General features: G+C 63.9%; 21 protein-coding genes. 19 read left to right on the top strand and 2 right to left on the bottom strand.

Translation table 11 applies throughout. From position 1 onward, the window contains the following. Positions 1-68: 68 nt before the first annotated feature. The 18 genes from LB558_RS30630 to LB558_RS30720 all read left to right on the top strand — a co-directional run bounded on the left by LB558_RS30630 (position 69) and on the right by LB558_RS30720 (position 17,821). Positions 69-404, top strand: a complete 336-nt coding sequence (locus LB558_RS30630; RefSeq protein ID WP_224700909.1) for a DUF736 domain-containing protein — start codon at positions 69-71, stop codon at positions 402-404. Positions 405-407: 3 nt separating this feature from the next. Then, positions 408-1,181 (top strand): lytic transglycosylase domain-containing protein, encoded by a 774-nt coding sequence (locus LB558_RS30635; protein WP_224700910.1) that lies wholly within the window; start codon positions 408-410, stop codon positions 1,179-1,181. Positions 1,182-1,424: 243 nt separating this feature from the next. Next, positions 1,425-3,164 carry a relaxase/mobilization nuclease domain-containing protein gene (locus LB558_RS30640; protein WP_224700911.1) on the top strand — a complete coding sequence of 580 codons (1,740 nt, stop codon included), beginning with the start codon at positions 1,425-1,427 and terminating at the stop codon, positions 3,162-3,164. 24 nt (positions 3,165-3,188) lie between these two features. Continuing rightward, complete coding sequence (locus LB558_RS30645; protein WP_224700912.1) at positions 3,189-5,171, top strand: conjugal transfer protein TraG; 1,983 nt, start codon at positions 3,189-3,191, stop codon at positions 5,169-5,171. A 7-nt stretch (positions 5,172-5,178) separates the two neighbouring features. Then, positions 5,179-5,637: a CopG family transcriptional regulator gene (locus tag LB558_RS30650; RefSeq protein WP_224700913.1), complete on the top strand. Its 459-nt coding sequence runs from the start codon at positions 5,179-5,181 to the stop codon at positions 5,635-5,637. 391 nt (positions 5,638-6,028) lie between these two features. Then, entirely contained in the window at positions 6,029-6,376 is a 348-nt protein-coding gene (locus LB558_RS30655) for a type II toxin-antitoxin system RelE/ParE family toxin (RefSeq protein WP_263495462.1), read from the top strand. Further along, complete coding sequence (locus LB558_RS30660; protein ID WP_224700915.1) at positions 6,373-6,693, top strand: helix-turn-helix domain-containing protein; 321 nt, start codon at positions 6,373-6,375, stop codon at positions 6,691-6,693. The genes LB558_RS30655 and LB558_RS30660 overlap by 4 nt, the downstream gene beginning before the upstream one ends. Before the next feature lie 1,204 nt (positions 6,694-7,897). Beyond that, positions 7,898-8,914: a P-type conjugative transfer ATPase TrbB gene (trbB, locus tag LB558_RS30670; RefSeq protein ID WP_224700917.1), complete on the top strand. Its 1,017-nt coding sequence runs from the start codon at positions 7,898-7,900 to the stop codon at positions 8,912-8,914. Continuing rightward, complete coding sequence (locus tag LB558_RS30675) at positions 8,911-9,243, top strand: TrbC/VirB2 family protein (RefSeq protein WP_224700918.1); 333 nt, start codon at positions 8,911-8,913, stop codon at positions 9,241-9,243. Before trbB ends, LB558_RS30675 begins: the two co-directional genes overlap by 4 nt. Beyond that, a complete protein-coding gene (locus tag LB558_RS30680; RefSeq protein WP_224700919.1) occupies positions 9,243-9,539 on the top strand; it encodes a VirB3 family type IV secretion system protein in 297 nt (98 codons plus the stop codon). Before LB558_RS30675 ends, LB558_RS30680 begins: the two co-directional genes overlap by 1 nt. A 14-nt stretch (positions 9,540-9,553) precedes the next feature. Beyond that, complete coding sequence (trbE, locus tag LB558_RS30685) at positions 9,554-12,007, top strand: conjugal transfer protein TrbE (RefSeq protein ID WP_224700920.1); 2,454 nt, start codon at positions 9,554-9,556, stop codon at positions 12,005-12,007. After that, positions 12,004-12,762 (top strand): P-type conjugative transfer protein TrbJ, encoded by a 759-nt coding sequence (trbJ, locus tag LB558_RS30690; protein ID WP_224700921.1) that lies wholly within the window; start codon positions 12,004-12,006, stop codon positions 12,760-12,762. Before trbE ends, trbJ begins: the two co-directional genes overlap by 4 nt. A 10-nt stretch (positions 12,763-12,772) precedes the next feature. Continuing rightward, the gene (gene trbK-alt, locus LB558_RS30695; RefSeq protein WP_224700922.1) at positions 12,773-13,168 is read left to right on the top strand and encodes a putative entry exclusion protein TrbK-alt; all 396 of its coding nucleotides are present in this window, start codon (positions 12,773-12,775) and stop codon (positions 13,166-13,168) included. A gap of 1 nt (position 13,169) precedes the next feature. Further along, positions 13,170-14,531: a P-type conjugative transfer protein TrbL gene (gene trbL, locus LB558_RS30700; RefSeq protein ID WP_224700923.1), complete on the top strand. Its 1,362-nt coding sequence runs from the start codon at positions 13,170-13,172 to the stop codon at positions 14,529-14,531. Between the two features lie 2 nt (positions 14,532-14,533). After that, positions 14,534-15,217, top strand: coding sequence for a conjugal transfer protein TrbF (gene trbF / locus LB558_RS30705; RefSeq protein WP_224700924.1), 684 nt, complete (start codon positions 14,534-14,536; stop codon positions 15,215-15,217). Continuing rightward, complete coding sequence (gene trbG / locus LB558_RS30710) at positions 15,214-16,353, top strand: P-type conjugative transfer protein TrbG (protein ID WP_224700925.1); 1,140 nt, start codon at positions 15,214-15,216, stop codon at positions 16,351-16,353. Before trbF ends, trbG begins: the two co-directional genes overlap by 4 nt. Beyond that, the gene (locus tag LB558_RS30715) at positions 16,350-17,594 is read left to right on the top strand and encodes a TrbI/VirB10 family protein (RefSeq protein WP_224700926.1); all 1,245 of its coding nucleotides are present in this window, start codon (positions 16,350-16,352) and stop codon (positions 17,592-17,594) included. The genes trbG and LB558_RS30715 overlap by 4 nt, the downstream gene beginning before the upstream one ends. A gap of 2 nt (positions 17,595-17,596) precedes the next feature. Further along, positions 17,597-17,821 (top strand): DUF2274 domain-containing protein, encoded by a 225-nt coding sequence (locus LB558_RS30720; protein WP_224700927.1) that lies wholly within the window; start codon positions 17,597-17,599, stop codon positions 17,819-17,821. Positions 17,822-17,973: 152 nt separating this feature from the next. Here the strand turns inward: LB558_RS30720 and LB558_RS30725 are convergent, their stop codons facing one another. Beyond that, a complete protein-coding gene (locus tag LB558_RS30725; protein ID WP_224700932.1) occupies positions 17,974-18,456 on the bottom strand; it encodes a MucR family transcriptional regulator in 483 nt (160 codons plus the stop codon). 376 nt (positions 18,457-18,832) lie between these two features. Then, positions 18,833-19,075 (bottom strand): hypothetical protein, encoded by a 243-nt coding sequence (locus tag LB558_RS30730; protein ID WP_224700928.1) that lies wholly within the window; start codon positions 19,073-19,075, stop codon positions 18,833-18,835. Between the two features lie 657 nt (positions 19,076-19,732). Here LB558_RS30730 and LB558_RS30735 point away from each other — a divergent pair. Beyond that, positions 19,733-25,701, top strand: a 5,969-nt coding sequence (locus LB558_RS30735; RefSeq protein WP_224700929.1) for an autotransporter-associated beta strand repeat-containing protein, incomplete at its 3' end; no start/stop codon positions are given.

Raw genomic sequence — 25,701 nt, forward strand, 5'->3', positions numbered from 1 at the left:
CGCGCGACCGGCGGCGCGCGTCGTGCCGCCAGCCTTCATCACCGCACCACTGAAAACAGGAGCCTGACATGCAACAGATCGGGGAATTCACGCGCCAGAAGACTGGGTATAGCGGGCGCATCCACACGCTCATCCTCAACCTGGATATCGCTATCGTGGCGGCAGAGGCGAGCGAAACGGAGAATGCGCCTGACTACCGCGTTCACGCCGGAAGCGAGGACGGCCCAGAGATCGGCGCCGGCTGGAAGCGCTCCAGCGAAAAGGCCGGAGACTATGTCTCGATCCAGCTCGACGACCCGACGCTCGCGCAGCCGATACGCGCGAACCTCTTTCGCAATGGCGACGACAAGACGTCCTGGTCGCTGCACTGGGCGCGCCCGCGCGACCGCACCGAGAAGGAGTGAACGATGCGCGCTCGCCGTCCCTCGACGAGCCATTCCGGTGCGCCCGGGCCGCTTCGCGCTGCCCGGCGCATGGCTCTTCTCCTCCTTTGCGGCCTGTCCGTCGCGACCATTATGCCGATGGCGACATTGGCGCAGGACTTGGCCGTCGCGCGATCGTCGCAGCGCGATCCGTTCGGCGCGCACATCGCAGAAGCCTCGCATCGCTTCGGCGTTCCGACCGCGTGGATACGCGCCGTCATGCGGAAGGAAAGTGCGAGCGATGTGCGCGCCGTCTCCAGCGCAGGTGCCCGCGGCTTGATGCAGATCATGCCCGGCACATGGGATGATCTGCGCGCCCGGTGGTCGCTTGGCCGCGATCCGTTCGATCCCCGGGACAACATCCTGGCAGGAACAGCGTACCTGCGCGAACTGCGCGATCGCTTCGGCTCGCCGGGGTTTCTGGCCGCCTACAACGCGGGACCTGCACGCTACGAAGCCTACCTCACTGGGCGTCCGTTACCGGCCGAGACCCGCGCCTATGTTGCAGCACTTGCCCCGCTGATCGGTGAAAGCGAGGGTATGCGCCCTTTCGCAGTCCCGTCTGTCGAAGCCATTCCCTGGAGGCACGGCTCGCTCTTCGTAGGTCAGCCGGAGCGCACCCAAGCTGTCGCTCTCGTGCCGACCGAGCGACCACCAAATGACGCGAACTCTGCACCCAGCGTGCGCGATGTCTCCGCCATCGTGCCGCTGTCCGAGGGCCTCTTCGTGGCGCGATCAGCCGAGGGGATCCAGCCATGAGCGCGTATGGGCGTCTTCGCGCAACCGCAAGCTCCAGCGCACCGTGGCCTGGATGGAGGCGGAAGGTGGGCAGAACAACCGGAAGATGGCGAGATAAAAGGCCGCGAGGTGCGGCGTCGATCGGTTGTGTTGTTTCAATAGGTTATGCAAGATTTGCGCGAGGTGCGAAGATTTGGCGCACCGCGCCGGAACAGTGTTTTCGCTGTGATTTCCATGCCTTGATACGATGTGCGGATCTTCGCCATGAACGGTGAGGATGGTTTCCGAATCCGGCCCGGCCGCATCCGCTCGCCCAGCGCCCAGCGCGCCAGGCCCTTCATCGCGCAGGCGCTTGCCGCCGCCCAGAAGGCCGGCGCTCGTATTTCTCTAACCGGCCGGATCAGTCCGGGCAATCGCTCGGCCTTCGGGCGTGGCCGCACGGCGAGCGTGCGCGCCAATCGTCTCCTCACCGGCCGCTCACGAGCCGTGATCATCAAGACGCGGCTCGTGCGCCATCACGCGCGAGCAGCGCCGCTTGCCGCCCATCTCACCTATCTTCGCCGCGAGGGCGTCTCCCGGGACGGGGAGAAGGCAAGGCTGTTCGGGCCGGAAGGCGGGGAGGTGGATGGCGGTGCTTTCGCCGGGCTGTGCGGCGATGATCGGCACCACTTCCGCTTCATCGTGTCGCCGGAAGATGCCATCGACATGGCGGACCTCAAATCCTTCGCCCGTGATCTGATGGGGCAGATGGAAAAGGACCTCGGCACGAAGCTCGATTGGGCCGGAGTCGATCACTGGAACACCGACAATCCACACCTCCACATCATCCTGCGCGGTCGTACCGATGACGGTCAGGATCTCGTCATCTCCCGCGACTACATCAAGGAGGGGATGCGCGCGCGCGCGGCCGATCTTGTTACCCAGGAACTCGGCCCGCGCACCGATCTCGACATACGTCGCAATCTGCAGCGCCAGGTCGAAGCCGAGCGCTGGACCCAGCTTGACCGCCAGCTTGTTCGCGACGGCCGCGAGACAGGCATCATCGACCTTGCTTCCACCGCGAGCCCCCAGCCCGACGAATATCACGTGCTGAAGGTCGGGCGGGTGCGCAAGCTCGAAACCCTTGGACTTGCCGTACAGGTCGGCCCGGGCCAATGGATGATCGACGACAAGGCCGAGGCGACGCTGCGCGAGCTTGGCGAGCGCGGTGACATCATCAAGCGGATGCATCGCGCCCTGACAGAGCAGGGCATCGAGCGCGGCGCGGCGAGCTATGTGCTGGCGGCAGAGCGCCTCGACACGCCGATCGTGGGTCGGCTGATCGACCGCGGTCTCGACGATGAACTGAAGGGCAGTGCGTACGTCGTGGTCGATGGCACCGACGGCCGCACACATCACATCAAGCTGTCCGACCTCGATGCCGCCGGCGACAGCGCTCCGGGTTCGATCGTCGAGCTGCGCAAGTTCCATGACGCGCAGGGACATGGGCGCGCGGCGCTCGCTGTCCGTTCCGATCTCGATATTGGGCAGCAGGTTACCGCCGCCGGCGCAACCTGGCTTGACCGCCAAAATATCGCCCGCGAACCGATTGCGCTGTCGGAAGGCGGCTTCGGCGCCGAGGTGCGGCAGGCGATGCAGCGCCGTGCCGACCATCTTGTCGAACAGGGCCTCGGCGAGCGGCAAGGCCAACGCATCAGCTTCACCCGCAACCTGATCGACACGCTGCGTCGACGCGAGTTGGAGGCGCTCGGCGAAAAGGTCTCGGCCGAAACCGGCCAGCCCTTCAACCGCGCCCGCGGCGGCGAGTTTGTGACCGGCTCCTACCGGCGACGTTTCACGCTCGCGTCCGGCCGCTTCGCCATGATCGATGACGGCCTCGGTTTCCAACTGGTGCCCTGGACGCCGTCCCTGGAAAAACATCTTGGCCGCCACGTCTCTGGCGTCGCTCGCAATGACGACGGCATCGACTGGAGTTTTGGCCGCAAGCGAGGCCTCGGCCTCTAACCTCATGAAGAAAGGGCAGCTTCTATGTCCGCCACCAAGATACTTTGGGGCCAGATCCTCGCGGTCGTAGCGATCGTACTGTTCACGACCTGGGGCGCGACGGAGTGGGTGGCCTGGCGCCTGGCGTTCCAGCCCGAGCTCGGCAGGCCATGGTTCCATGTCCTGGGTTTTCCGTTTTACCTTCCGCCGTCCTTCTTCTGGTGGTGGTATGGCTTCGACGCTTACGCGCCGTCGGTCTTCGTGGAAGGAGCCTTTATCGCGGCTTCCGGCGGTTTCGCCTGCGTCGCCGTCGCCATAAGCATGTCGGTCTGGCGGGCTCGCGAGGCCAAGAAGGTCGAGACCTACGGCTCCGCCCGCTGGGCCGACAAGCAGGAGGTCAAGGCAACTGGCCTTCTCGGCTCCGATGGCGTGGTGCTTGGGCGATATGACGGGGCCTATCTGCGCCACGATGGACCGGAGCACGTGCTGTGCTTCGCGCCCACACGTTCGGGCAAGGGTGTGGGCCTCGTCGTCCCGTCGCTGCTGACCTGGCCGAGCTCAGCCGTCGTTCACGACATCAAGGGCGAGAATTGGCAACTCACCGCGGGCTTCCGCGCCAGGCATGGCCGCGTCCTGCTGTTCGACCCCACCAATCCGAAATCCTCATCCTACAATCCGCTGCTCGAGGTGCGCCGCGGCGAATGGGAAGTCCGCGACGTTCAAAACATCGCCGACATCCTGGTCGATCCCGAAGGCTCGCTCGAGAGGCGAAACCATTGGGAGAAAACCAGCCATGCCCTTCTGGTCGGCGCGATCCTGCATGTCCTCTACGCCGAGCCGGACAAGACGCTTGCCGGCGTCGCCGGCTTCCTCTCCGATCCGAAGCGTCCGATCGAATCGACGCTGTCGGCGATGATGAAAACGGCGCATCTGGGTGAGGGCGGTCCGCACCCGGTCATTGCCAGCGCCGCACGAGAGCTCTTGAACAAATCCGACAACGAGCGCTCTGGCGTGCTCTCCACTGCCATGTCGTTCCTTGGCCTCTATCGCGATCCTGTCGTGGCCGAGGTCACGCGCCGCTGCGACTGGCGCATCACCGATCTTGTCGACGACAAGCATCCGACGACGCTCTACCTCGTCGTGCCGCCGTCCGACATCAACCGGACCAAGCCGCTCATTCGCCTGATCCTCAATCAGATTGGTCGCCGCCTGACCGAAGATCTGCAGGTGAGGGCGAAAGGGCACCGGCTGCTCCTGATGCTCGACGAGTTCCCGGCGCTTGGCCGCCTCGACTTCTTCGAGTCCGCGCTCGCCTTCATGGCCGGCTACGGGCTCAAAAGCTTCCTGATCGCTCAATCCCTCAATCAGATCGAGAGGGCGTACGGTGCCAACAACTCGATCCTCGATAACTGCCACGTCCGGGTAAGCTTTGCCACCAATGATGAGCGCACCGCCAAGCGCGTGTCCGATGCGCTCGGAACAGCGACCGAGATGAGGGCCATGAGGAACTATGCCGGCCACCGGCTGTCGCCGTGGCTCGGTCATCTCATGGTCTCCCGCTCCGAGACGGCTCGCCCGCTGCTCACGCCTGGTGAAGTGATGCAACTGCCGGCCACCGACGAGATTGTCATGCTCTCGGGTGCGCCGCCGATCCGCGCCAAAAAGGCGCGCTATCATGAGGATGCACGCTTCAAGGAGCGTATCTTGCCGCCTCCGGCGTTGACGACGGCAGTGGAGGGGAGACCTGACGACTGGACCAGCCTGCCTCTGCCTTCCCGTCCCTGGATTGCCGAAGCCACGTTGGCGCCGTCGGCCGCGGATGAGGACCAAACTGATTCCGAACGTCGTCGGCAACCTGAGCTCAGTCGCGTCGAGTTGGTCGTGAAGCCTTCGACCGAGAACGAATTCGTGATCGATCACCAGGACGACATGGAAGACAGTGTTGTCCGCAATCGTCGCCTGACGCGCCTCATGCAAGGCATTGCGCGGCAGGCGTCGCTCGACCCTGGCGACGGCGTGGATATGTGAGGCTCCGATGGCAAAGGCACCGCGCAAAAGACGCCTGTCCGTCTATGTCGATCCGAGGGTGATGAGCAGGCTTGCCGAACATGCGGCACGACGAGATCTTTCACGGTCGCTCGTCGCCGAGGCGGCCATCGAGTCGTTCCTCTCACCCGATGCCGCCGAGCGACAGGAGGCGGCGATCACCAAGCGGCTCGATCAACTCGATCGCCGCACGGCACGCCAGGAGCGCGATCTCGGAATTGCAGTGGAGACGCTCGCCGTTTTCGTCCGCTTCTGGCTGGCGACAACACCAGCGTTGCCCGAGCCCGCGGCGCAGGCCGCCCACGCCAAGGCCGGCGAGCGCTATGATGCCTTCGTCACCGCACTCGGCCGGCGCCTGGCGAAAGGTCCAAAGCTTCGACAGGAACTCTCCGAGGACATCGATGGCGGCCTGGACACAGTCCACCAGCCCGGCACGCCGGTGGGCTAAATGGTCGGGCGGACTGAGATTTTGCAAACATAGATATGTCAAAACATATCAAGGCGTTGGAATGATATGTTGTCATAGAACATGCTTTGCCACGCTGTCGAGTTTGGCAGAAGAGAACCAGACAGAAGCAGGGTGGGGTCGCTTCAGGGGAACCACGTTGAGCCATCGCTGTAACAACCACGGAACAGATGTGGCGCGATCCGCAATTTAACATCCGTGGCTATATTAAGGACCACGCCTTCAAGAGCTTCCATGATCGGTTGGAAAAGACAGCCGTTTGACCGAATCAATTATTTGCAGTGGCTAAGCGGTGTCAGGATTTTTCGTTGAAAATTATAGTCTGTATGCTATAAGGCAAGGAAGAATGAAAAGCCAAAAGCCCGCAGTATGGATGGGGTCGTCGAAGGCCGACCTGCGCGATTTTCCGGTCGATGTTCGCCGGTTGATGGGTGTCGCAATCAACGACGCTCAGAATGGGGAGGAGCACCCGGCTGTCAAAGCCCTGAAGGGGTTTGGGGGCCGCAACATCCTCGAGGTGGTCGACGACTTTGACGGAGATACCTACCGGGCGGTCTACACGGTGCGCTTTGTCGGGGTGATCTACGTCCTTCACTGCTTCCAGAAGAAGTCGAAGAAGGGCAGGGAGACACCCAAGCACGAAATCGATCTCATGACGCTGCGCTTGAAGGCGGCCGAGCCGCATTATCGCGAAAACTATGGGAAAGGAACAAAGGCATGACAGAAGACATCACCGCCGAAGTGAGCAGCGGCAACGTGTTTGCGGACCTCGGCTTTGACAATCCCGAAGAGGAATTGCTCAAGGCCAAGCTGGCCCGCGAGATCCGCGCCATTATCAAGCGCCGGCGCCTGACCCAGGCGAAGTCGGCTGAACTGCTCGGAATGAGACAGCCCGACGTCTCCGCGATCGCCACCGGGCGCACGGGCAAGTTTTCAATAGACAGGCTGGTTCGCTGTCTGGACCGGCTCGACTACAAGGTTGACGTGGTGGTTCGCCACAAGCCTCGACGGTCAACTCGTGCGGCTGAAGCCGCTTGACCAGGCGGCTTTGCCGACGAGCGGGTGATTGATTTTCCAGCTTTTTCTGATACTATTAGTTGTGGTTGGAAGAAGCCAAATAACCAGATGGAGTGTATTGCATGCGCGAGCCAGGTTTGGATGGTCGCCACCGCGACCAGGACGGTAGGATTAGCGAAAAGCACGGGAATACGAAGGTGGACACCCTTCGTCAAACCTATGGCGACAATTTCGCAGCTGGGATTCGCAGCGACGCGAAGCTATCGACGGTGTTGCAGCGCGCTGGCGTCGACTCTTTGAGCCAGTACCTAAAGCGGAACAAATAATCGTCGCCTGGCGCCGTTTACGGCACCGGCAGCGGTGTCACTACATATGGGCCCGAAATAGCCCTTGAATCTGGCTTAGGGGTCACCATTTATCGGTTCATCATCCGGTTTCGGGGATGGGTGTGGGTGCGACTCCCACCACTTGGCTCGTTGTGGTTGCCTTTCTTCTAATCGTAGCGATTTTCGCTACTACCAACGGAAAGGAATAACCCGATGAAAAAAACAACGGCACGTAAAGTCCAAGCATATTCGACACTCAAAACGCTTAGCGTCCGGCCTGACTAAAGCTATCCTGGCAATCGCTACGACCACAGTGGTGGATACAGTAACTCACCTCATCCATGCGAAAGGCGCTCCCGGAAACGGTTGAGCGCCTTTTTTATGGTTTGGTAGATTCACCGGATACGATCCTGATATTCTCACCCAGCGCGTCGAGCATGGCGAGATAGGGGACCGGGCAACCCATGGTGCCGGCCGTCCTCGCGCATCAATGCTAAATACTCGGTATTTCGGAGAGCGGAATTTTTCTGCCGCTCGGCCACATAGGTCTGCGTTTCAATGGGCCCGCCATCTATAGTCACCAACATCGTCATCCGTTATAGCGTTTCTCGCCAGCGGGACGGCTAAGCCTACTATGCAGTGGTCATTCGGATTGGAGAGGGATGCCGGATTGGCAAGGTAGCCCCGAAGCTTTTGATGCGTGGAGTTCTCTAACGGCGAGCGCCGCCCCTGCCTGAAGATCATCAGCCTTGATTACAGGTCGGCACCGCCAATCTCCTGTATTTGCACGCTACGCCACTACGCCTCGATATAGGTGTTGAAACCACTCGAGATGCGGCTCTCTTAATCATCCCCGTCCAGGGGCCACCCATGTTCCCCCGGATCGAAACGGGGACAGGATGGCAGCTTCGCATCACAATTCAGAAGGTCTGGCGCGCGGCGCACGCATGCTGCGCACAGCACTCGGACCTGCGATCGCACGCTATCTCGACGACGCCGGCATCGTCGAAGTGATGCTCAACCCCGATGGGCGCTTGTGGATCGATCGCCTGTCGGAGGGCCTATCCGACACCGGAGAGCGCCTGTCGGCGGCGGACGGCGAGCGAATCGTTCGCCTCGTCGCTCATCATGTCGGTGCCGAAGTCCATGCCGGCGCCCCACGCGTCTCTGCCGAGCTGCCCGAGACGGGGGAGCGGTTCGAGGGGCTTCTTCCTCCCGTCGTCGCGGCGCCCGCCTTCGCGATCCGCAAGCCCGCCATCGCCATCTTCACCCTCGAAGACTATGTCGCGACCGGGATCATGTCGGTGCGCCAGGCGGACGCGCTGCGCCAGGGCGTTGCCAACCGCGCGAACATCCTCGTTGCAGGCGGCACATCCACGGGCAAGACCACGCTGATCAACGCGCTGCTCGCTGAAGTGGCCAAGACCGCCGATCGCGTCGTCATCATCGAGGATACGCGCGAACTGCAATGCGCAGCACCCAACCTCGTGGCGATGCGTACGAAAGACGGCGTCGCGTCGCTCTCCGATCTTGTTCGTTCGTCGCTGCGCCTGCGCCCCGACCGCATTCCGGTCGGCGAGGTACGCGGGGCCGAGGCGCTCGAACTGCTCAAGGCCTGGGGCACCGGCCACCCCGGCGGCCTCGGGACGATTCACGCCGGCAGCGCCATTGGCGCGCTCCGCCGCATGGAGCAACTCATCCAGGAAGCCGTCGTCACCGTCCCGCGCGCACTGATCGCCGAGACGATCGACCTGGTTGCCGTCCTTTCCGGCCGCGGCTCCGCGCGCCGGCTGTCCGAACTCGCCCGTGTCGATGGCCTGCGCCCGGACGGTGATTACCGGGTCGCGCCAGCCGTCCTCGAGGGCGACGACAGCCCGACCTTGCCCATCCAAAGCCCTGAAGGAGAAAATCCGTGATCCAACGCCTGCGCCTCGCCCGCCATCGCCTTGCCATGCCCGTTTCAGTTGCCACGCTCATCCTGCTGATGGCCGCACCCGCTTTTGCCTCGGGCTCGTCGATGCCGTGGGAACAGCCGCTGCAACAGATCCTCCAGTCAATCGAGGGCCCTGTCGCCAAGATCATGGCGGTGATCATCATCATCGTCACGGGCCTGACACTCGCCTTCGGCGACACGTCGGGCGGCTTCCGCCGGCTCATCCAGATCGTGTTCGGCCTGTCCATCGCTTTCGCGGCATCGAGCTTCTTCCTGTCGTTCTTCTCGTTCGGCGGCGGGGCGCTGATCTGATGGCGGGTTCAGTCGAACAGGGCGGGTCAACGCCCGATTATGCGGTGCCCGGCTATACGGTCCTCGTACACCGCGCGCTGACCGAGCCGATCCTGCTCGGCGGCGCCCCGCGCGCCATTGCGATCATGAACGGGACGCTCGCCGGCGCCGTGGGGCTGGGACTGCGTCTGTGGCTCGTCGGCATCGCGATCTGGGCGATCGGCCATGTAGCCGCCGTCTGGGCCGCCAAGCGCGATCCGCTCTTCGTCGACGTCGTTCGCCGGCACCTGCGCATCCCGGCGCATCTCACGGTCTGAGGGAGATCGCCCCGATGATGAACCTTGCCGAATATCGTAACCGTAGCAGCCGGCTCGCCGACTTCCTGCCCTGGGTGGCATTGGTCGGCGCCGGCGTCGTCCTCAACAAGGACGGCAGCTTCCAGCGGACCGCGCGCTTTCGCGGTCCCGATCTCGACAGCGCCGTTCCGGCCGAACTGGTTGCCGTCGCCGGCCGGCTCAACAATGCCTTCCGCCGTCTCGGCTCCGGTTGGGCGATCTTCGTGGAGGCGCAGCGCCATGCCTCGACCCGCTATCCCGACAGCCGTTTTCCGGATGCGGCCTCCACGCTGGTCGATGCGGAGCGCAAGGCCGGCTTCGAGGAGGCCGGCGCGCATTTCGAGTCCAGCTACTTCCTTACACTCACCTATCTCGCGCCCGCCGAAGACACCGCGCGCGCGGAAAGCTGGCTCTACGAAGGCCGCGAGAAGAGGGGCCTCGACCCCAATGAGGTGCTGACCGGGTTCGCCGATCGCAGCGACCGTGTCCTGCGCCTCGTCGAAGCCTTCATGCCGGAGTGCCGGTGGCTCGATGACGCCGAGACGTTGACCTATCTGCATGGCTGCGTCTCGACCAATCGCCACCGTGTCCGCGTTCCTGAAACGCCGATGTATCTCGATGCCATGCTGGCCGACCAGCCGCTGACCGGCGGGCTCGAGCCGCGGCTTGGCGCATCGCATCTGCGCATTCTCACGGTCACGGGGTTCCCGACCGCAACCACGCCGGGCCTGCTCGACGAGCTGAACCGGCTGGCCTTCCCGTATCGCTGGTCGACACGCGCGATCCTGCTCGACAAGACCGATGCGACCAGGCTGCTGACAAAGATCCGCCGTCAATGGTTCGCCAAGCGCAAATCGGTCGTGGCGATCCTCAAGGAGGTGATGACCAACGAGGCGTCCGTCCTCGTCGACACCGACGCCGCAAACAAGGCCGCCGACGCCGACATGGCGCTGCAGGAACTCGGCGCCGACTATGCTGGCATGGCCTATGTCACCGCGACGGTGACGGTTTGGGACGATGATCCCGCCATCGCCGACGAAAAACTACGCCTGGTCGAAAAGGTGATCCAGGGCCGCGATTTCACGGCAATGATCGAAACCATCAACGCCGTCGACGCCTGGCTCGGCAGCCTGCCGGGTCATGTCTACGCCAACGTCCGTCAACCTCCCATCTCCACCCTCAATCTCGCCCACATCATTCCCCTGTCCGCGGTGTGGGCGGGCGAGGTGCGGGACGAGCATTTTGCAGCGCCCCCTCTGCTCTTCGGCAAGACCGAAGGCTCGACCCCGTTCCGGCTTTCGCTTCACGTCGGCGACGTCGGCCATACGCTGATCGTCGGTCCGACCGGCGCGGGCAAGTCCGTGCTTCTGGCGCTTATGGCGCTGCAGTTCCGCCGCTATGCAGGGTCACAGGTTTTCGCCTTCGATTTTGGCGGTTCGATCCGCGCGGCAGCACTCGCCATGAACGGCGACTGGCACGATCTCGGCGGCGATCTCAGCGATGGGGCGATCGACAGCGTCAGCCTTCAGCCGTTCGCCCGCATTCATGATTTCCCCGAGCGTGCCTGGGCCGCCGACTGGATCGTGGCGATCCTGACGCGCGAGAATGTGACGATCACGCCTGAGGTCAAGGAGCATATCTGGACGGCGTTGAGCTCACTGGCGTCCGCGCCTTTCGAGGAACGCACCATCACCGGTCTGGTCGTGCTGTTGCAATCAAATGATCTCAAGCAGGCATTGCGCCCCTATTGCGTCGGTGGTCCCTACGGCCGGTTGCTCGATGCCGAGCGCGAACATCTCGGATCGGCGTCGGTCCAGGCATTCGAAACCGAAGGACTGGTCGGAACGGGTGCTGCGCCCGCGGTCCTTTCCTATCTCTTCCATCGCATCGAGGACCGGCTCGATGGCTCGCCGACCCTTCTCATCATCGACGAAGGCTGGCTTGCGCTGGACGATGACGGCTTTGCCGGCCAACTCCGCGAATGGCTGAAGACGCTGCGCAAGAAGAACGCCAGCGTCATCTTCGCCACGCAGTCGCTCAGCGATATCGATGGCTCGGCGATCGCGCCCGCGATCATCGAGAGCTGCCAGACCCGGCTTTTGCTACCGAACGAGCGCGCCATCGAGCCGCAGATCACCGCGATCTATCGCCGCTTCGGCCTCAACGACCGGCAGATCGAGATCATCGCGCGGGCGATGCCGAAGCGCGACTATTACTGCCAGTCCCGTCGTGGCAACCGGCTGTTCGAGCTCGGTTTGTCGGATGTGGCGCTCGCGCTCTGCGCTGTATCCGCGAAGACCGACCAGGCCGCGATCGCCCGCATCGTCGCCGAGCATGGTCGCGACGGGTTCCTCGCAGCCTGGCTGACCCACCGCGACGTGGGCTGGGCCGCTGAACTCGTTCCCGCACTCACCAGCCCCGCCCTCACCAACAAGGAGAAGTCCCCATGAAACTGCGCCGTTCCCTTGGCATGCGGCTTGCTGCCGCCCTGCTTGTCGCTCCGGTCACCCTGGCGCCAATGCTGGCGACGCCGGCACACGCCTTCATTGTGTTCGATCCCACGAACTATACGCAAAATGTCCTGACGGCGGCGCGCTCGCTGGAGCAGATCACCAACCAGATCACCTCGCTTCAGAACCAGGCGCAGATGCTCATCAACCAGGCCCGCAATCTCGCAAGCTTGCCATTCTCCTCACTGCAACAGCTCCAGCAGTCGGTGCAGCGCACGCAGCAGTTGCTCGGCCAAGCGCAGAACATTGCCTATGACGTCCAGCAGATCGATCGGGCCTTCCAGCAGAAATACGGCAACGTCTCGCTGTCGGCCTCGGATCAGCAACTCGTCACTGAGGCGCGCTCGCGGTGGGGAAACACGGTTGGTGGCCTTCAGGATGCCATGCGTGTGCAGGCGGGCGTCGTCGGCAACATCGACACCAATCGCAGTGAGATGTCGGCGCTGGTCGGCCAGAGCCAGGGTGCGACCGGCGCGCTTCAGGCAACGCAGGCCGGCAACCAGCTCCTCGCGCTTCAGGCGCAGCAACTCGCCGATCTCACCGCTGTCGTCGCCGCGAACGGTCGGGCGCAGGCGTTGCAATCGGCCGAGCAGGCCACCGCCGCCGAGCAGGGCAGGGAGCAGCGCCGCCGCTTCCTGACGCAGGGCTCGGGCTACCAGCCCGGCAGTGCGCAGATGTTCCACGGCAAGAACTGAGACCGGCGTGATGGACGGGAGGATCCTCGCTCGCCTCGGCGCGGTCGTCTTCATCGCGGTCGCTTTGACAGTGACCGCAATTGAGATGAGCAGCAAGGACGAGCAGCCTGGCGCCCCGGCGACGCGGGGCCGTCCCTTGGCGTCACAGGACCCGCTCGCGGCCGAACTGCGCCGCTGTTCCGGGATCGGTGAGGCCGGTCCTCGCGATCCCGGCTGTCTGAAAGCGTGGGCAGACAGCAGGCGCCGGTTTCTCGGTCAACGTGACGCGGCAATCGCGCCTGCTCCCGTAGCGCCGACAACGCAGTTTCCAAATGTGGCGGCGTCGGCCGACCGGAAAGAAGGAGAGGGGACGGATGTGACCGCTCCCGCGATGCAGGTCGAGCCGCGCCGGCCGGAGGCGCGCTGACATGGGCGGCATGGGCGTCATCGACCATTTCCTCGAAGTCTTCACGCGCTACATCGACGGCGGTTTTGGCCTGCTCGGCGGCGAGGTCGGCTTCATCGCCACGACCCTGATCGTCATCGACGTGACGTTGGCGGCGCTCTTCTGGTCTTGGGGGGCGGACGACGACATCATGGCGCGCCTCGTCAAGAAGACCCTGTTCGTCGGCGTTTTTGCCTATCTCATCTCCAACTGGAACAATCTCGCCCGCATCGTCTTCGAAAGCTTCGCCGGGCTTGGCCTGAAGGCCTCGGGTACGGGTTTTACAGTCAACGATCTCATGCGCCCGGGCAAGGTGGCGCAGACCGGGCTCGACGCCGGCCGGCCGTTGCTCGACTCGATCTCGAACCTGATGGGCTATTGGTCCTTCTTCGAGAACTTCATCCAGATCGCCTGCATGTTCTTCGCCTGGGCGCTGGTGCTGCTGGCCTTCTTCATCCTCGCGATCCAGCTCTTCGTCACGCTGATCGAGTTCAAGCTGACGACGCTCGCCGGTTTCGTTCTGATCCCCTTCGGGCTGTTCGGCAAATCCGCCTTCATGGCCGAGCGGGTGCTCGGCAACGTCATTTCGTCCGGCATCAAGGTGCTGGTGCTCGCTGTCATCATCGGCATCGGCTCGACACTCTTCTCCGAGTTCACCGCAGGCTTCAGCGGCAACACGCCGTCGATCGATGATGCCATGGCGATCGTGCTGGCCGCGCTGTCGCTGCTTGGCCTTGGCATCTTTGGACCGGGCATTGCCAACGGTCTCGTCTCCGGCGGCCCGCAACTCGGCGCCGGCGCGGCTGCCGGCACCGGGCTTGCCGCCGGCGGCATGGCAGCAGTGGGCGCCGCGGCCGCCGGCGCCGTCGTGTCCGGCGGCGCGGCTGTCAGCGGCGGTGCTGCGGCGGCGGCCCGTGGCGGTGCCGCCACCGCGGGCAGGGCATCCACAGCCTACAATCTCGGCGCGGCCGGAGAGTCTGGCTTTTCCGGCGTCGCATCCGGGCTCGGCGGTGTCATGAACGCGGGTGCCCAGGGCGCCATCTCACCGCTCAAGCGCGCGGCCAACAATGCGGCAGGCAGCATGAAGCAAAGCTACCAGTCGGGCGCTCGCGCTGCCTTCGAGACGACGGGGGGATCATCCACCGCCGGCACAATCGGCGCGAACGCCGCCGAAGCCGGCTCCGCTCCCGCCGGGTCCTCCGCCACCGAGAGTCAGCCCGCCTGGGCGAAGCGCATGAAGCGCTCGCAACAGATGACCCACGGCGTTCAGGCCGCCGCCCACGCTGTTCGCAGTGGGGACAGCCATGGCGGCGGCTCCTCGATCAACCTCTCTGAAAGAGACTAAGCATGTTCAAACGACCGTCCACGCACTACGGCAGATCCCCACAACCCGAGACGCCCTACCAACGCGCTGCACAGGTCTGGGACGAGCGCATCGGTTCGGCTCGCGTGCAGGCGCGCAACTGGCGTTACATGGCCTTCGGTTGCCTGGCGCTCGCCGCCGGGTTCTCCGCCGCGCTCGTCTGGCAATCCGCCAATGGCACGGTCGTGCCCTGGGTGGTGCAGGTCGATCATCTCGGCCAGGCGCAGGCTGTCGCCCCAGCGGTCGGCGACTATCAGCCGAACGATCCGCAGATCGCCTTCTACCTGGCGCACTTCATCGAACAGGTGAGGTCGATCCCCGCCGATCCGGTCATCGTGCGGCAGAACTGGCTGCGCGCCTATGACTTCGCGACGCAGGGCGGGGCGCTGGCTCTCAACGACTATGCGCGCGCCAATGACCCGTTCACCAAGGTCGGCAAACAGCAGATCGCCGTCGACGTGTCGTCGGTCATCCGCGCATCCCCAGTCAGCTTCCGCATCGCCTGGGTCGAACGCCGCTATCAGGACGGTTCTCTTGCTTCCACGGAGCGCTGGTCCGCGATCCTTACAATTGTCGTGCAGCCCCCGCGCGACGCCGACGCGCTGAGGAAGAACCCGCTCGGCATCTACATCAACGCCATCAACTGGTCGAAGGAGCTTGGACAATGACGCCCGCACTCTTCAAGGCCGCCCACTGGGGGTGTCCAACTTTCCTCATCCACGCAATGCCGGCTTTCCGCAGAATAGCCTTTCCGGCACTTCTGCTTTGCACTTCGGCGCTTGCAGGCTGTGCCACGAAGCAGAAGCCGCCGGAGATTTCCTATGACGATCCGATCCCGGCCGTGCAGGCCGTCGATCCGCCCCCGCCCGTCAAGGTGGTAGAGCTGTCAAAGCCGCTGCCGCTTCCAGGCCAGTTGAAGCCGGTCGGCAAGGACGCAAAGCCCGAGCCGGAACCGTCCGATCCGACCGCGCGCGTGAACCTGGCCAATGCGGCCGCGCGCGTCCAGCCCGTCCGCAACGGCTTCATCAACTCGATGCAAGTCTATCCCTTCGTCGATGGCGCGCTCTTTCAGGTCTATGCCTCGCCGGGGCAGATCACCGACATCGCGCTCCAGCCCGGCGAGCAGCTCGTCGGCTCCGGTCCCGTCGCCGCCGGTGACACCGTGCGCTGGATCATCGGCGATACCGAGAGCGGTACGGGCGGGACCAGGCAGGTCCACATCCTCGTCAAGCCGACGCGCGCCGACCTTCTCACCAATCTCGTCATCAATACGGATCGGCGCACCTATCACATGGAACTGCGCTCGACGCCGTCGACCTATATGGCATCGGTCTCCTGGCAATACCCGCAGGAACAACTCATCGCTCTGCGCAGGCAGAACCAGCAGGCTGAGGCTGCCCAGCCGGTCTCAACCGGCATCGATCTTTCTCGCGTCAATTTCCGCTACGAGGTGACGGGCGATCGCGCACCGTGGCGGCCGCTGCGTGCCTTCGACGATGGCAAGCAGGTGTTTATAGAGTTCCCGCGGGGCATCGGCCAGGGCGAGATGCCGCCACTCTTCGTGGTCGGGCCGCAAGGCGACACGTCCGAGCTGGTCAACTATCGCGTGCGCGGCAATTACATGATCGTCGACCGGCTGTTTGCCGCCGCCGAGTTGCGCTTCGGCGCCGGCAAGAACCAGCAGCGCATCCGCATCTCCCGCACCGATGGGGTAAGAAGCATTCCATTTTCATGGATGCGTGGCCCTGGTGAGACCCCGAAAGCGACGAACCTCCGCACAGACAGTGGAGTGTCGCCATCATGAGCAACAGATTGGATTCTGGGAAGGAAGAAGGCCGGGGGCCGGCGAATGACGCCCGGCCGCAGACACCGGCCGAGGATGACGCCCGGCCGTTGACAGGCGAGCCGGCCGCGGCCATGCGGCTGCGCGCCGAGCCGCCGCGCGTGACGCGTCTGTCACGCAAGGCGCTGGCCGGCTTGGGGCTCGCCGCAAGCCTGACTGTCGGGGGCGCGCTGGTCTACGCGCTGCAGAACCGTCAGCAAGGCCAGGGTCAGGAGCTGTATTCAACCGACAATCGCTCGACGCCCGATGGGCTTGCCGGCCTGCCAAAGGACTATGCTGGCGTTCCGAAGCTTGGCCCATCGCTTCCCGGCGATCTTGGCCGCCCGATCCTCGCCGCACAAAATGGCGGCCCCGCGCTGTCGACAGGCCCCATCGGGCCGGACCCGGAGGAGCAGCGCCGGGAGCAGGAACTGGAAGCGGCGAGGACCGCGCGTCTGTTCGCGTCCACGCAAACGCGGCCTGCGGGTGAGGCGACGGCCGCTCAGTCTACAACAGGCACCCCGCCACAGCCCGACCTTTCCAGCCTAGGGCTCGCGCCGCAGCCGGCGACGCACTCGGCGCAGGACCGCCAGCGCGCATTCCTCGATCAGCCACCGGACAAACGCACCGTCTCGGCCGATCGCGTCGCGGCGCCGGCGTCGAAAAACGTCCTGCAGGCGGGCGCCGTCATCGCAGCCGCCCTCATCACCGGCATTCGCTCCGACCTGCCGGGTCAGATTACCGCGCAGGTAACGGAGAATGTCTATGACAGCCCCACCGGACACATCCGCCTCATTCCCCAGGGGACGCGCCTCATCGGCCAGTATGACAATGGTGTCGGCTTCGGCCAGCGTCGCGTGCTGCTGGTCTGGACCAGGCTGATCTTTCCTGACGGCCGCTCCATCGTTCTGGAACGTGAGCCCGGCGCGGACGCCGAGGGTTATGCTGGCCTCGAGGATGGCGTCGACTATCACTGGGGCGAGCTGTTCAAGGCTGCAGCACTTTCCACGATTCTGAGCATCGGGGCGCAAGCAGGCTCATCGGGGCAGGAGAACGACATCATGCGCGCTCTTCGTCAGGGTGCCTCCGACAGCATCAGCCAGACAGGACAGCAGATCGTCCAGCGACAGCTCAACATAGCGCCGACACTGACCATCCGACCGGGCTACCCGGTGCGCGTCATCGTCACGCGCGATCTCGTGCTCGAACCTTACGGGCGCTGAAAATGGCCAAGCTGAAACTGGGGCCAATTGCCGACAGCAAACCCGTCAAGGTCGTGGTGGAACTCCCTGCGGCATTGCACCGTGACCTGACCGCCTATGCCGAGATCCTCGGCCGCGATGCGGGGCAACGGCCCGCCGATGCGCCGCGCCTCATCGTCGCGATGTTGGAGCGGTTCATTGCGACGGATCGAGGCTTCGCCAAGGCAAAGCGTTCTGAGGGTGGTTAAAGGCCGGACGACTGAAGTCGAACCGGGTCAGTCGCGCCTCCCGTTCATGGAGTGATTTCAGAAATCGCGGCTTCCTGCGTTGACGGGGCTGCACAGAGATGCTGTCCCCTGGTGCCGTCTCAGACAAACATTCGCGGCGACGGTCCCGGACATCAGGTCGTCTTGATGCCGATCTTGCGGCGCTTTGCCGGTGCCGGCGCGCGCGCCACCTCGGGTTCAGGTGCCGCGGCCTTCCGTCCCAGACCGATCGCCTTCGCCAGCCGAGACCGCTCAGCGGCGTAGTTCGGAGCAACCATCGGATAATCGGAGGGCAGGCCCCATTTCGCGCGGTACGCGTCCGGCGTCAGATTGTAGTGGGTGCCGATGTGCCGCTTGAGCGATTTAAACTTCTTGCCGTCTTCAAGGCAGATGATGAAGTCCGGCGTCACCGATTTCTTGATCGGGACAGCAGGTGCGGACTTCTCTTCCGGCTCGGATTGAGGTGCTCGCTGCAGCTTGCTGACCGCCGCATAGGTATCGGCAATCACGCGAGCGAGCTCTGACACCGGAAGCGGGTTGTTGCTGACATAGGCGGAAACGATGTCGGCTGTCATCGCCAGCAGATCCGCGTCGGAGTCTGTTACATCTTCAGGCATTTTGGCCAACCTTCTCAATCGTTCGGGGTGTCCATAGCCACCGCCTGTGTTAGCAAACTCGCTACAGGAAAGCGGACTGGTTGTACAAGACCGAAAATTGGAGCCGACGAACCCTATGAGTATCGGTTCTGTCATGACCAGAGTTCCAGGCAACCAATGTTCGCGCTGGGCACGCATCTGAAGTGGGCCAATGCTGGCCTCAACGCACGATAGCCAGCCGAGAATTTTCCCGATATCATCAAAATGACAGGCTATTGAGGCAAGACACCATAGGGCAGGGCGGATTTCACGGCTGGGATTTTCTCAAGTGCTAGCCCGCCCAAACACGTCGAAACGAATGGCTGCTTTGCGCCTGGTATCAGACACTGAGATCTCTTCAGTGTTCCCCAAGAACAGACATTCCGACCTGCGCCGACCGGAGAGATTGCAGTGCTGAGATGCAGAGTTCCAGCCGCTCCAGCTGCGACTTGTAAGCCCGCAATTGAAGGCCGATCTCATGGAGCTTTGCGTGTTTATCGGTGCGTGCCGCAATCAGCTCTTGTTCAAGCAGAGCAATCTTTTTCCTGATGGCTTGCGCGTCGGCAACTCGCTGTAGCCTGATCCAGCCCCGCCCTTTCATAGACCCAATCCCTCGAAGCTAACTATTCAAAGGACCGGATGCATTCACGACACATCTCATGCTGGCGGAATGATCGCAAAAACTCAGCTTTCCTGTACACAGTGGCGCTCAGATGCCGTTGCGGATGATGTGGCAAACCAAACCCGTGCCGCGATATGGCGCGCCCGACGCCGTCGAAGCAACCCTAGTTCGGCTATTTTCTGATCGTCCGGCGCCACGAAGCCCATCTGAAGTCCATCTGAAACCCAGGTATATTAGCGAGCAGAAATATTACAGATGAAGGCACTTCTGTTGAAAGTGTCGCCGCCCAGCCGGCTACAAGAGCTATAGCTGCTCCGGCGGCAAGAATGTGCATTAGCTAAAAGAGATGCTGTGGCGTTATGGATACGGTTACTAAACATGTCGTCGACTACCGCTTTTTTCATTGATAATTAGTCTGCCTGGGGTAACCCTAGGTTAGCGGTGAATCGGGGGAGGCTTATGCGACAGGATGAATCAGCCTTTCGAGCGGGACAACGGTCCCGCAGCAACTCCCGTTCTATCATCGCTCAATACTTGGCCCATCTGGACGGAATGTCCTCCTGGTGATGGCAGGCCAGCAAATATCATTCTCGAATGGAGCCTGTTTGGACCGTGAGGCCGGCGGGGCGATTGACCATGCAGCAGACGACCAGGCACCAGGCAAGCGGAACCCAGCGCCAGTCGAACAAAAGTGAACGGGAAGCAGAAGCGCCGGGTGGCCGTCCGGCGGCCGCCTCTTCGCCTCTCATGCGCGGCGGCCGCATGACCAAATGGAAGGGGGAGGTGGCGAGCTATGCGCCGAACTTGGCGCAGCTTATTTCGGCAGCCGAGAAATTCTCCGCCGGCCCGATTTTGGCCGCGTCGCTCCTAGTCGGCATTGCAGCTACCCCGGCGGGCGCCACCGATCGCTATTGGGACGCCAACAGCACGAGTCCGGGCCTCGGCGGCACCGGCATCTGGAACACGACGTCTGCGTTGTGGAACAACCAGACCGAAGCCGGCCCGATGGTCATCTGGAGCAACGGCGCGCTGGACGATGCGTTCTTCGTCGGCACAGTCGGCACAGTCAACCTCGGCGCGCCGGTCACGGTCCACAATCTGACCTTCGGCGTCAGCGGCTACACGCTGACCGGCGGCTCGCTGACGCTCGGGGGCGCTGCCCCCACCATCGACAGCGGCACCGGAACCGCGACCATCAACTCGATCATCGCCGGCAGCGCGGGCCTGACCAAGGTGGGCGCCGGCACTCTGACGCTTGGCGGCCCCAACATCTTCACGGGCGGCGTGAACGTCAACGCCGGCACCTTGACGCTCAACGGCACGAGCAACTTCGTCGGTGACGTTAATGTCGCCAACGGCGCAACCCTAACAGTCGGCGCCGATGCCGCGCTTGGTGCGGCCGGCAATCGCGTCGTCACCACCACCGGCGCCAACCTGACGCTCGACAGTGCCCTCGGCGCCAACCACATGGTCTCATTGGGCGGCGGAGGGCAAACCACCGTCACCGGGGCCGGTGCCGCCGCGACCCGCTTCACCGGCGCCGGCGGCCTGACGGCTTACCGGACATCCCTGGCTAACAACGCCAACGACTATACCGGCCAGACGATCGTCCAGGTGGGCGCCGAAGTCATCACCTTCAGCTCGGTGGGCAATCTCGGTTCAGCGAGCGCGCTAGGAGCTGCCAGCGACCCCACGCTGGGAACCATTTCAGTCCAGCGCGTATTTGGCGCCACCGGCACGTTCTCGTACACCGGGACTGGAAGCGACTCCAACCGCGACTGGAGTTTATCGGCCGGCGGCCACCTGGTGTTCTCGAACAGCGGCAGTGGAGCCCTGACGCTGCGGGGAGACATCGCGCTCAGCGGCACCGCCGGCACAGCCGTTGTCTTCTCCGCTGATACCGCCGATTTGGCGCTCCTGGGGCAGATCGGACTGCCCAGCGGCAATCTCCTCAGGGTCTCTTTCGCAGGTGGTGGCAGTGCCCGCACCATCACGCTTGGCGACAACAACAGTTTCAACGCACCGGTTACGATCGGTACTGTCAGCGTCAAGGCAGGCACGCTCGCAGACGCCGGGACGAGCAGTTCGTTGGGCGCCGGCACGAGCGTGGGTCTCACCAACGGCGGCGTTCTGAGCTATACGGGCGGCGGTGCCTCAAGCAATCGCACCTGGACGTCCGACGGCGCCACGATGATCAGCAACGACGGCGCAGGCGGGCTTTCGCTCAGCGGCGCAGCAAGCTTCGTGGCGGGTGGCACCGACACCTTGACGCTCGGCGGCAGCTATGGCGGCACCAATACCTTCTCGGGCGTGATCTCCGGCACCGGCAACCTGGCCAGCAGCGGCTCCGGGACATGGGTGCTCGCCGGCGCCAATACCCGCGCTGGCAGCATCACGGTGAACGGCGGCACCCTGCACGCGGGCAACTCCTCTGCTTTCGGCACGACCACGACAGTGACCGTCAACAGCGGCACGCTCGACCTCAACAACTTCAACCTGTCGACCACAGGCTTCTCCGGGACCGGCGGAACCGTCGCGCTGGGAAGTGGCAATGTGAGCGTCAATCAAGCCTCCAACACGACTTTCGCCGGAGGCATAACCGGCGCCGGCGGCAGCCTGACCAAGCTTGGTGCGGGCACGTTGACGTTGACCGGAGCCAGCTCTTATACCGGCGCCACCAGCATCGGCGGCGGCGCTTTGGCGCTGAATTTCAACGCGGCCGGCGCGCCGGCGAGCAACATCATTTCCAGTGCCTCCACACTGAACATGTCCGGCGGCACGCTGACGGTGGCCGGCTCGGCAGGCCAGACGCAAAGCTTCGCGGCCAGCAACATCACCGCCGGCGGCAACACCATCGCTGGATCGGGGAACGTCACCCTCAATCTCGGCGCGATCAATCGAACCGGCGGCATCGTCAATTTCGTTCTGCCCACCACCGGCGCGATGACGACTACGCCGAGCACGGTGCTGGGTGGCTGGGCCACGGTCACCAGCGGCACAACGACCGACTACGCGCAGGTTGACGCATCCGGCAACATCATCGCTCGCACCACCTATGCGAACAAGGACGATGCCGGCACCTGGGTAACCGGCGATGTGGTCAGCGATGAAGCCCCCGGACCGAATACGCCTTATGTCGGAACCGTTACTGGCAACGTGCAACTCGGCGGCATCAAATACACCGCGGCGGCGGCTTCTACCGTGACGATTGGTTCCGGTAACACGCTGGGCATCGACGGCACCGTCATCGTGTCCGCCTCGGTGGGCAACAAAACCGACACCGTCACCGGCGGTCGGCTGACCGGACCCGCCGGCGGCGGCACGCTGAGCGTGTTGCAGAACAGCACGGGCAATTTCGTGATCGGCTCGGCCGTCGTCGACAACGGCGCCACGATCGGCTTCACCAAGGCCGGCGCCGGGCTCGTCACGCTCTCCGGCACCAATAGCTATACCGGGGTTACCACCATCAGCGCCGGCACGCTCTCAGTCAACACGATCGCGACCGGCGGGACGCAAAGCGCCATCGGCGCCTCCAGCAATGCCTCCACCAATCTCGTGATTCAAGGCGCCACGCTGCAATATACCGGCGCCAACGCATCGAGTGACCGCGGTTTCACCCTTATGACCAGTGGCGCCGTGACCGCGGGCACGATCGATGTCAGCCAAGTGACCACGAACCTGCAATTGTCCGGACTGGTCACAAGCCCGGACAATGCGGGTCTCACCAAGACCGGTGCGGGCACGCTGACGCTGTCCAACGCCGGCAACAACTATACAGGCATCACCACCGTCAGCCAGGGTACACTCGCCGTCAGCACGCTCACCAACGGCGCTACCAACAGCGGCATCGGCGCCGCCTCGAGCGCCTCGTCGAACCTGGTGCTGCAGAACGGCGGCACTCTCGGCTATATCGGCGCCAACGCCAGCAGCAATCGCGGCTTTACGCTGGGCACCGGCGGCGGCGGGATCGGCGTGGTCGGCGGCACCACCCTGACGATGAGCGGCACGGCAACGGGCTTGGGCGGCCTGACCAAGAGCGGCGCCGGCACCTTGGTGTTGTCCGGCACGAACAATTATTCCGGGGGCACCATGGTGGGCGCCGGCACGCTCCGCGCCGGGTCGACCAGCGCCTTCGGGACCGGCTCGATGACGGTGAACACGGGCGCGACCCTGGACCTCGCTGGCAACAACAATACAGTGAGCGGGCTCAACGGTGCAGGCAATGTGCTGCTGGGCAGCGCGACGCTGGCGATCACCGGCACCGGGAGCTATTCGGGGACCATGGGCGGTGCAGGCGGCGTCACCATCGGCGCCGGCGGCACGGGGAACCAGACCTTCAGCGGTTGCGGCAACAGCTATGCCGGGCCGACCAGGGTCAATAGCGGCAGCACACTTAACGTCGGCTGTCTGGCCAATGGCGGAGCGCCGAGTGATATCGGGTCCTCCAGCAAAGACTCGACCAACCTTGTCCTCGTCAATGGCACGCTGAACTACACGGGTGGCACCGTCACCACCGATCGCGGCTTCTCGATGCCGGGATTTGTCGGCGGCAACATCGGAGTGCAGAACGCCGCGACGACACTGACCTTCAGCGGTGCGGCCACCGGAGCAGGAAGCGTCACAAAATTAGGTTCCGGCACGCTCGTACTGTCCGGGATCAACACATATGGGCTTGGCACGACCGTCTCGGCTGGCATATTGCGCGCCGGATCGGCCAGCGCCTTCGGCACCGGCTCAATGACCGTCAACACGGGCGCTACGCTCGACTTTGCCAACCTCAGCAACACGGTCGCCGGCCTTGCGGGGGGCGGCATTGTCACGCTCGGCTCGGCGACGCTGACCCTCAGCGACGGGGCGGGTCAGAATTTCAGTGGTGCCATCAGCGGAACTGGCGGGCTGGTGAAGAGCGGCGCCGGCACACAGACTCTGTCAGGCGTCAGCAGCTATACCGGCTCCACGGTCATCAATGGCGGCATTCTCGCCGTGACGAGTCTTGCAAACGGCGGCAGCAACAGCTCGATCGGATCTTCCGCCGCCACGCCGGACAAGCTCGTCCTCAATGGCGGCACGCTGCAATATATTGGAACCGGCGGCAGCACGGACCGGCAGTTCACGCTTGGAGCCAGCGGCGGCGCTCTCGACGCTTCGGGCAGTGGCGCGATCAACTTCACCAGCACCGCCGCGGCGGTGCTGACCGGCGCCGGCAACCGCACCCTGACGCTGACCGGCACCAGCACGGCCAACAACTCCCTTTCCGCCCGCATCGACAACCCGTCGAGCGGCGCGACCTCGCTCAGCAAAACGGGCAATGGCACCTGGGTGCTGAAGAACGCGGCGAGCACCTATACTGGCGCCACGACGATCAGCGGCGGCGTGCTTGCCGTCGACAAGCTATCCAACGGCAATCAGGCGAGTTCCATCGGCGCCTCCGCCAAGGATGCGTCCAATCTGGTGATCGGCAGCGGCTCCACGCTGCGCTATACCGGCAGCGGTGACACGACCGACCGCTTGTTCACGCTGCAGACTGGGGTCAGCTTCATCGAGTCGTCCGGCACCGGCGCGATCGTGTTCAGCAATACCGGTGCGGCGGCTTACACGGGGACTGGCCCCCGCACGTTCGTTCTCGGCGGCACCAACACCGGCCTCAACACGATCGGCGGGACCATCATCGATGGATCCGGCGGGGCGACCACGCTCGCCAAAAACGATGCCGGCACCTGGGTGCTGACGGGCAACAACAGCTACAGCGGCAACACCGTCATCAATGACGGCAATCTGATGATTGGCAATGGCGGTACTACCGGCAATGCCGGCACCGGCAATGTCATCGTCGACAAGGCGACCTCGACGCTGTCGTTCAACCGCAGTGATATGTTCAATTTCGCCGGCAATCTGAGCGGTGCCGGCAACATCGCCCAGATCGGCACCGGCACGACCAGGTTGACCTCGGCGATTGACAGCAGCATCGGGGGAACGACTCGGGTGGATGTCGGCATGCTGGAGCTCGCCAGCAACTTGACAAGCAACGGCGGCACGACGGTGAATGCCGGCACGCTGCAGGTCGACGCTGGCAAGACGCTGACTACGCCGACGCTCGCGATGAATGCCGACTCGACGCTGAACGTCAGCGGCACGGTTCAGGCGACCGGCGCGACGCCCCTGGCAATAACGGGCGATGCCGGGGCGAGCACCATCAACATCGCCAATGGCGGTACCTTGCGCGGCAATGGCGATCTCGGCGGCGGCAGCGACATCGTCAATCTGACCGGGACGTTGAACACCGGCGCCGGGACGCTCAACCTCGGCTCGGGTAACGACACGCTGACGCTCAACGACGGCGCCGTTCTCACCGGAACAGTCAACGGCGGCACCGGTGGCGAGACGGGCGGGGGCGACACGTTCCGGGTAATCAACGCGGTGAATCGAACAGTGCAGGGCGCGGGCATCAGCGGGTTCGAGAGCCTGGACAAACAGGGCAGCGGAACGTTGACGCTTATTGGTGACCACAGTTACAGCGGTGGGACGACAATCCAGGGCGGGACGCTCCAGGTGGGCAGCGGCGCGACAGCGGGCACCTTGACGACACCTACCGTGGCTAACAACGG

The organism is Mesorhizobium sp. CO1-1-8 (assembly GCF_020164875.1).
Taxonomy (GTDB): domain Bacteria; phylum Pseudomonadota; class Alphaproteobacteria; order Rhizobiales; family Rhizobiaceae; genus Mesorhizobium.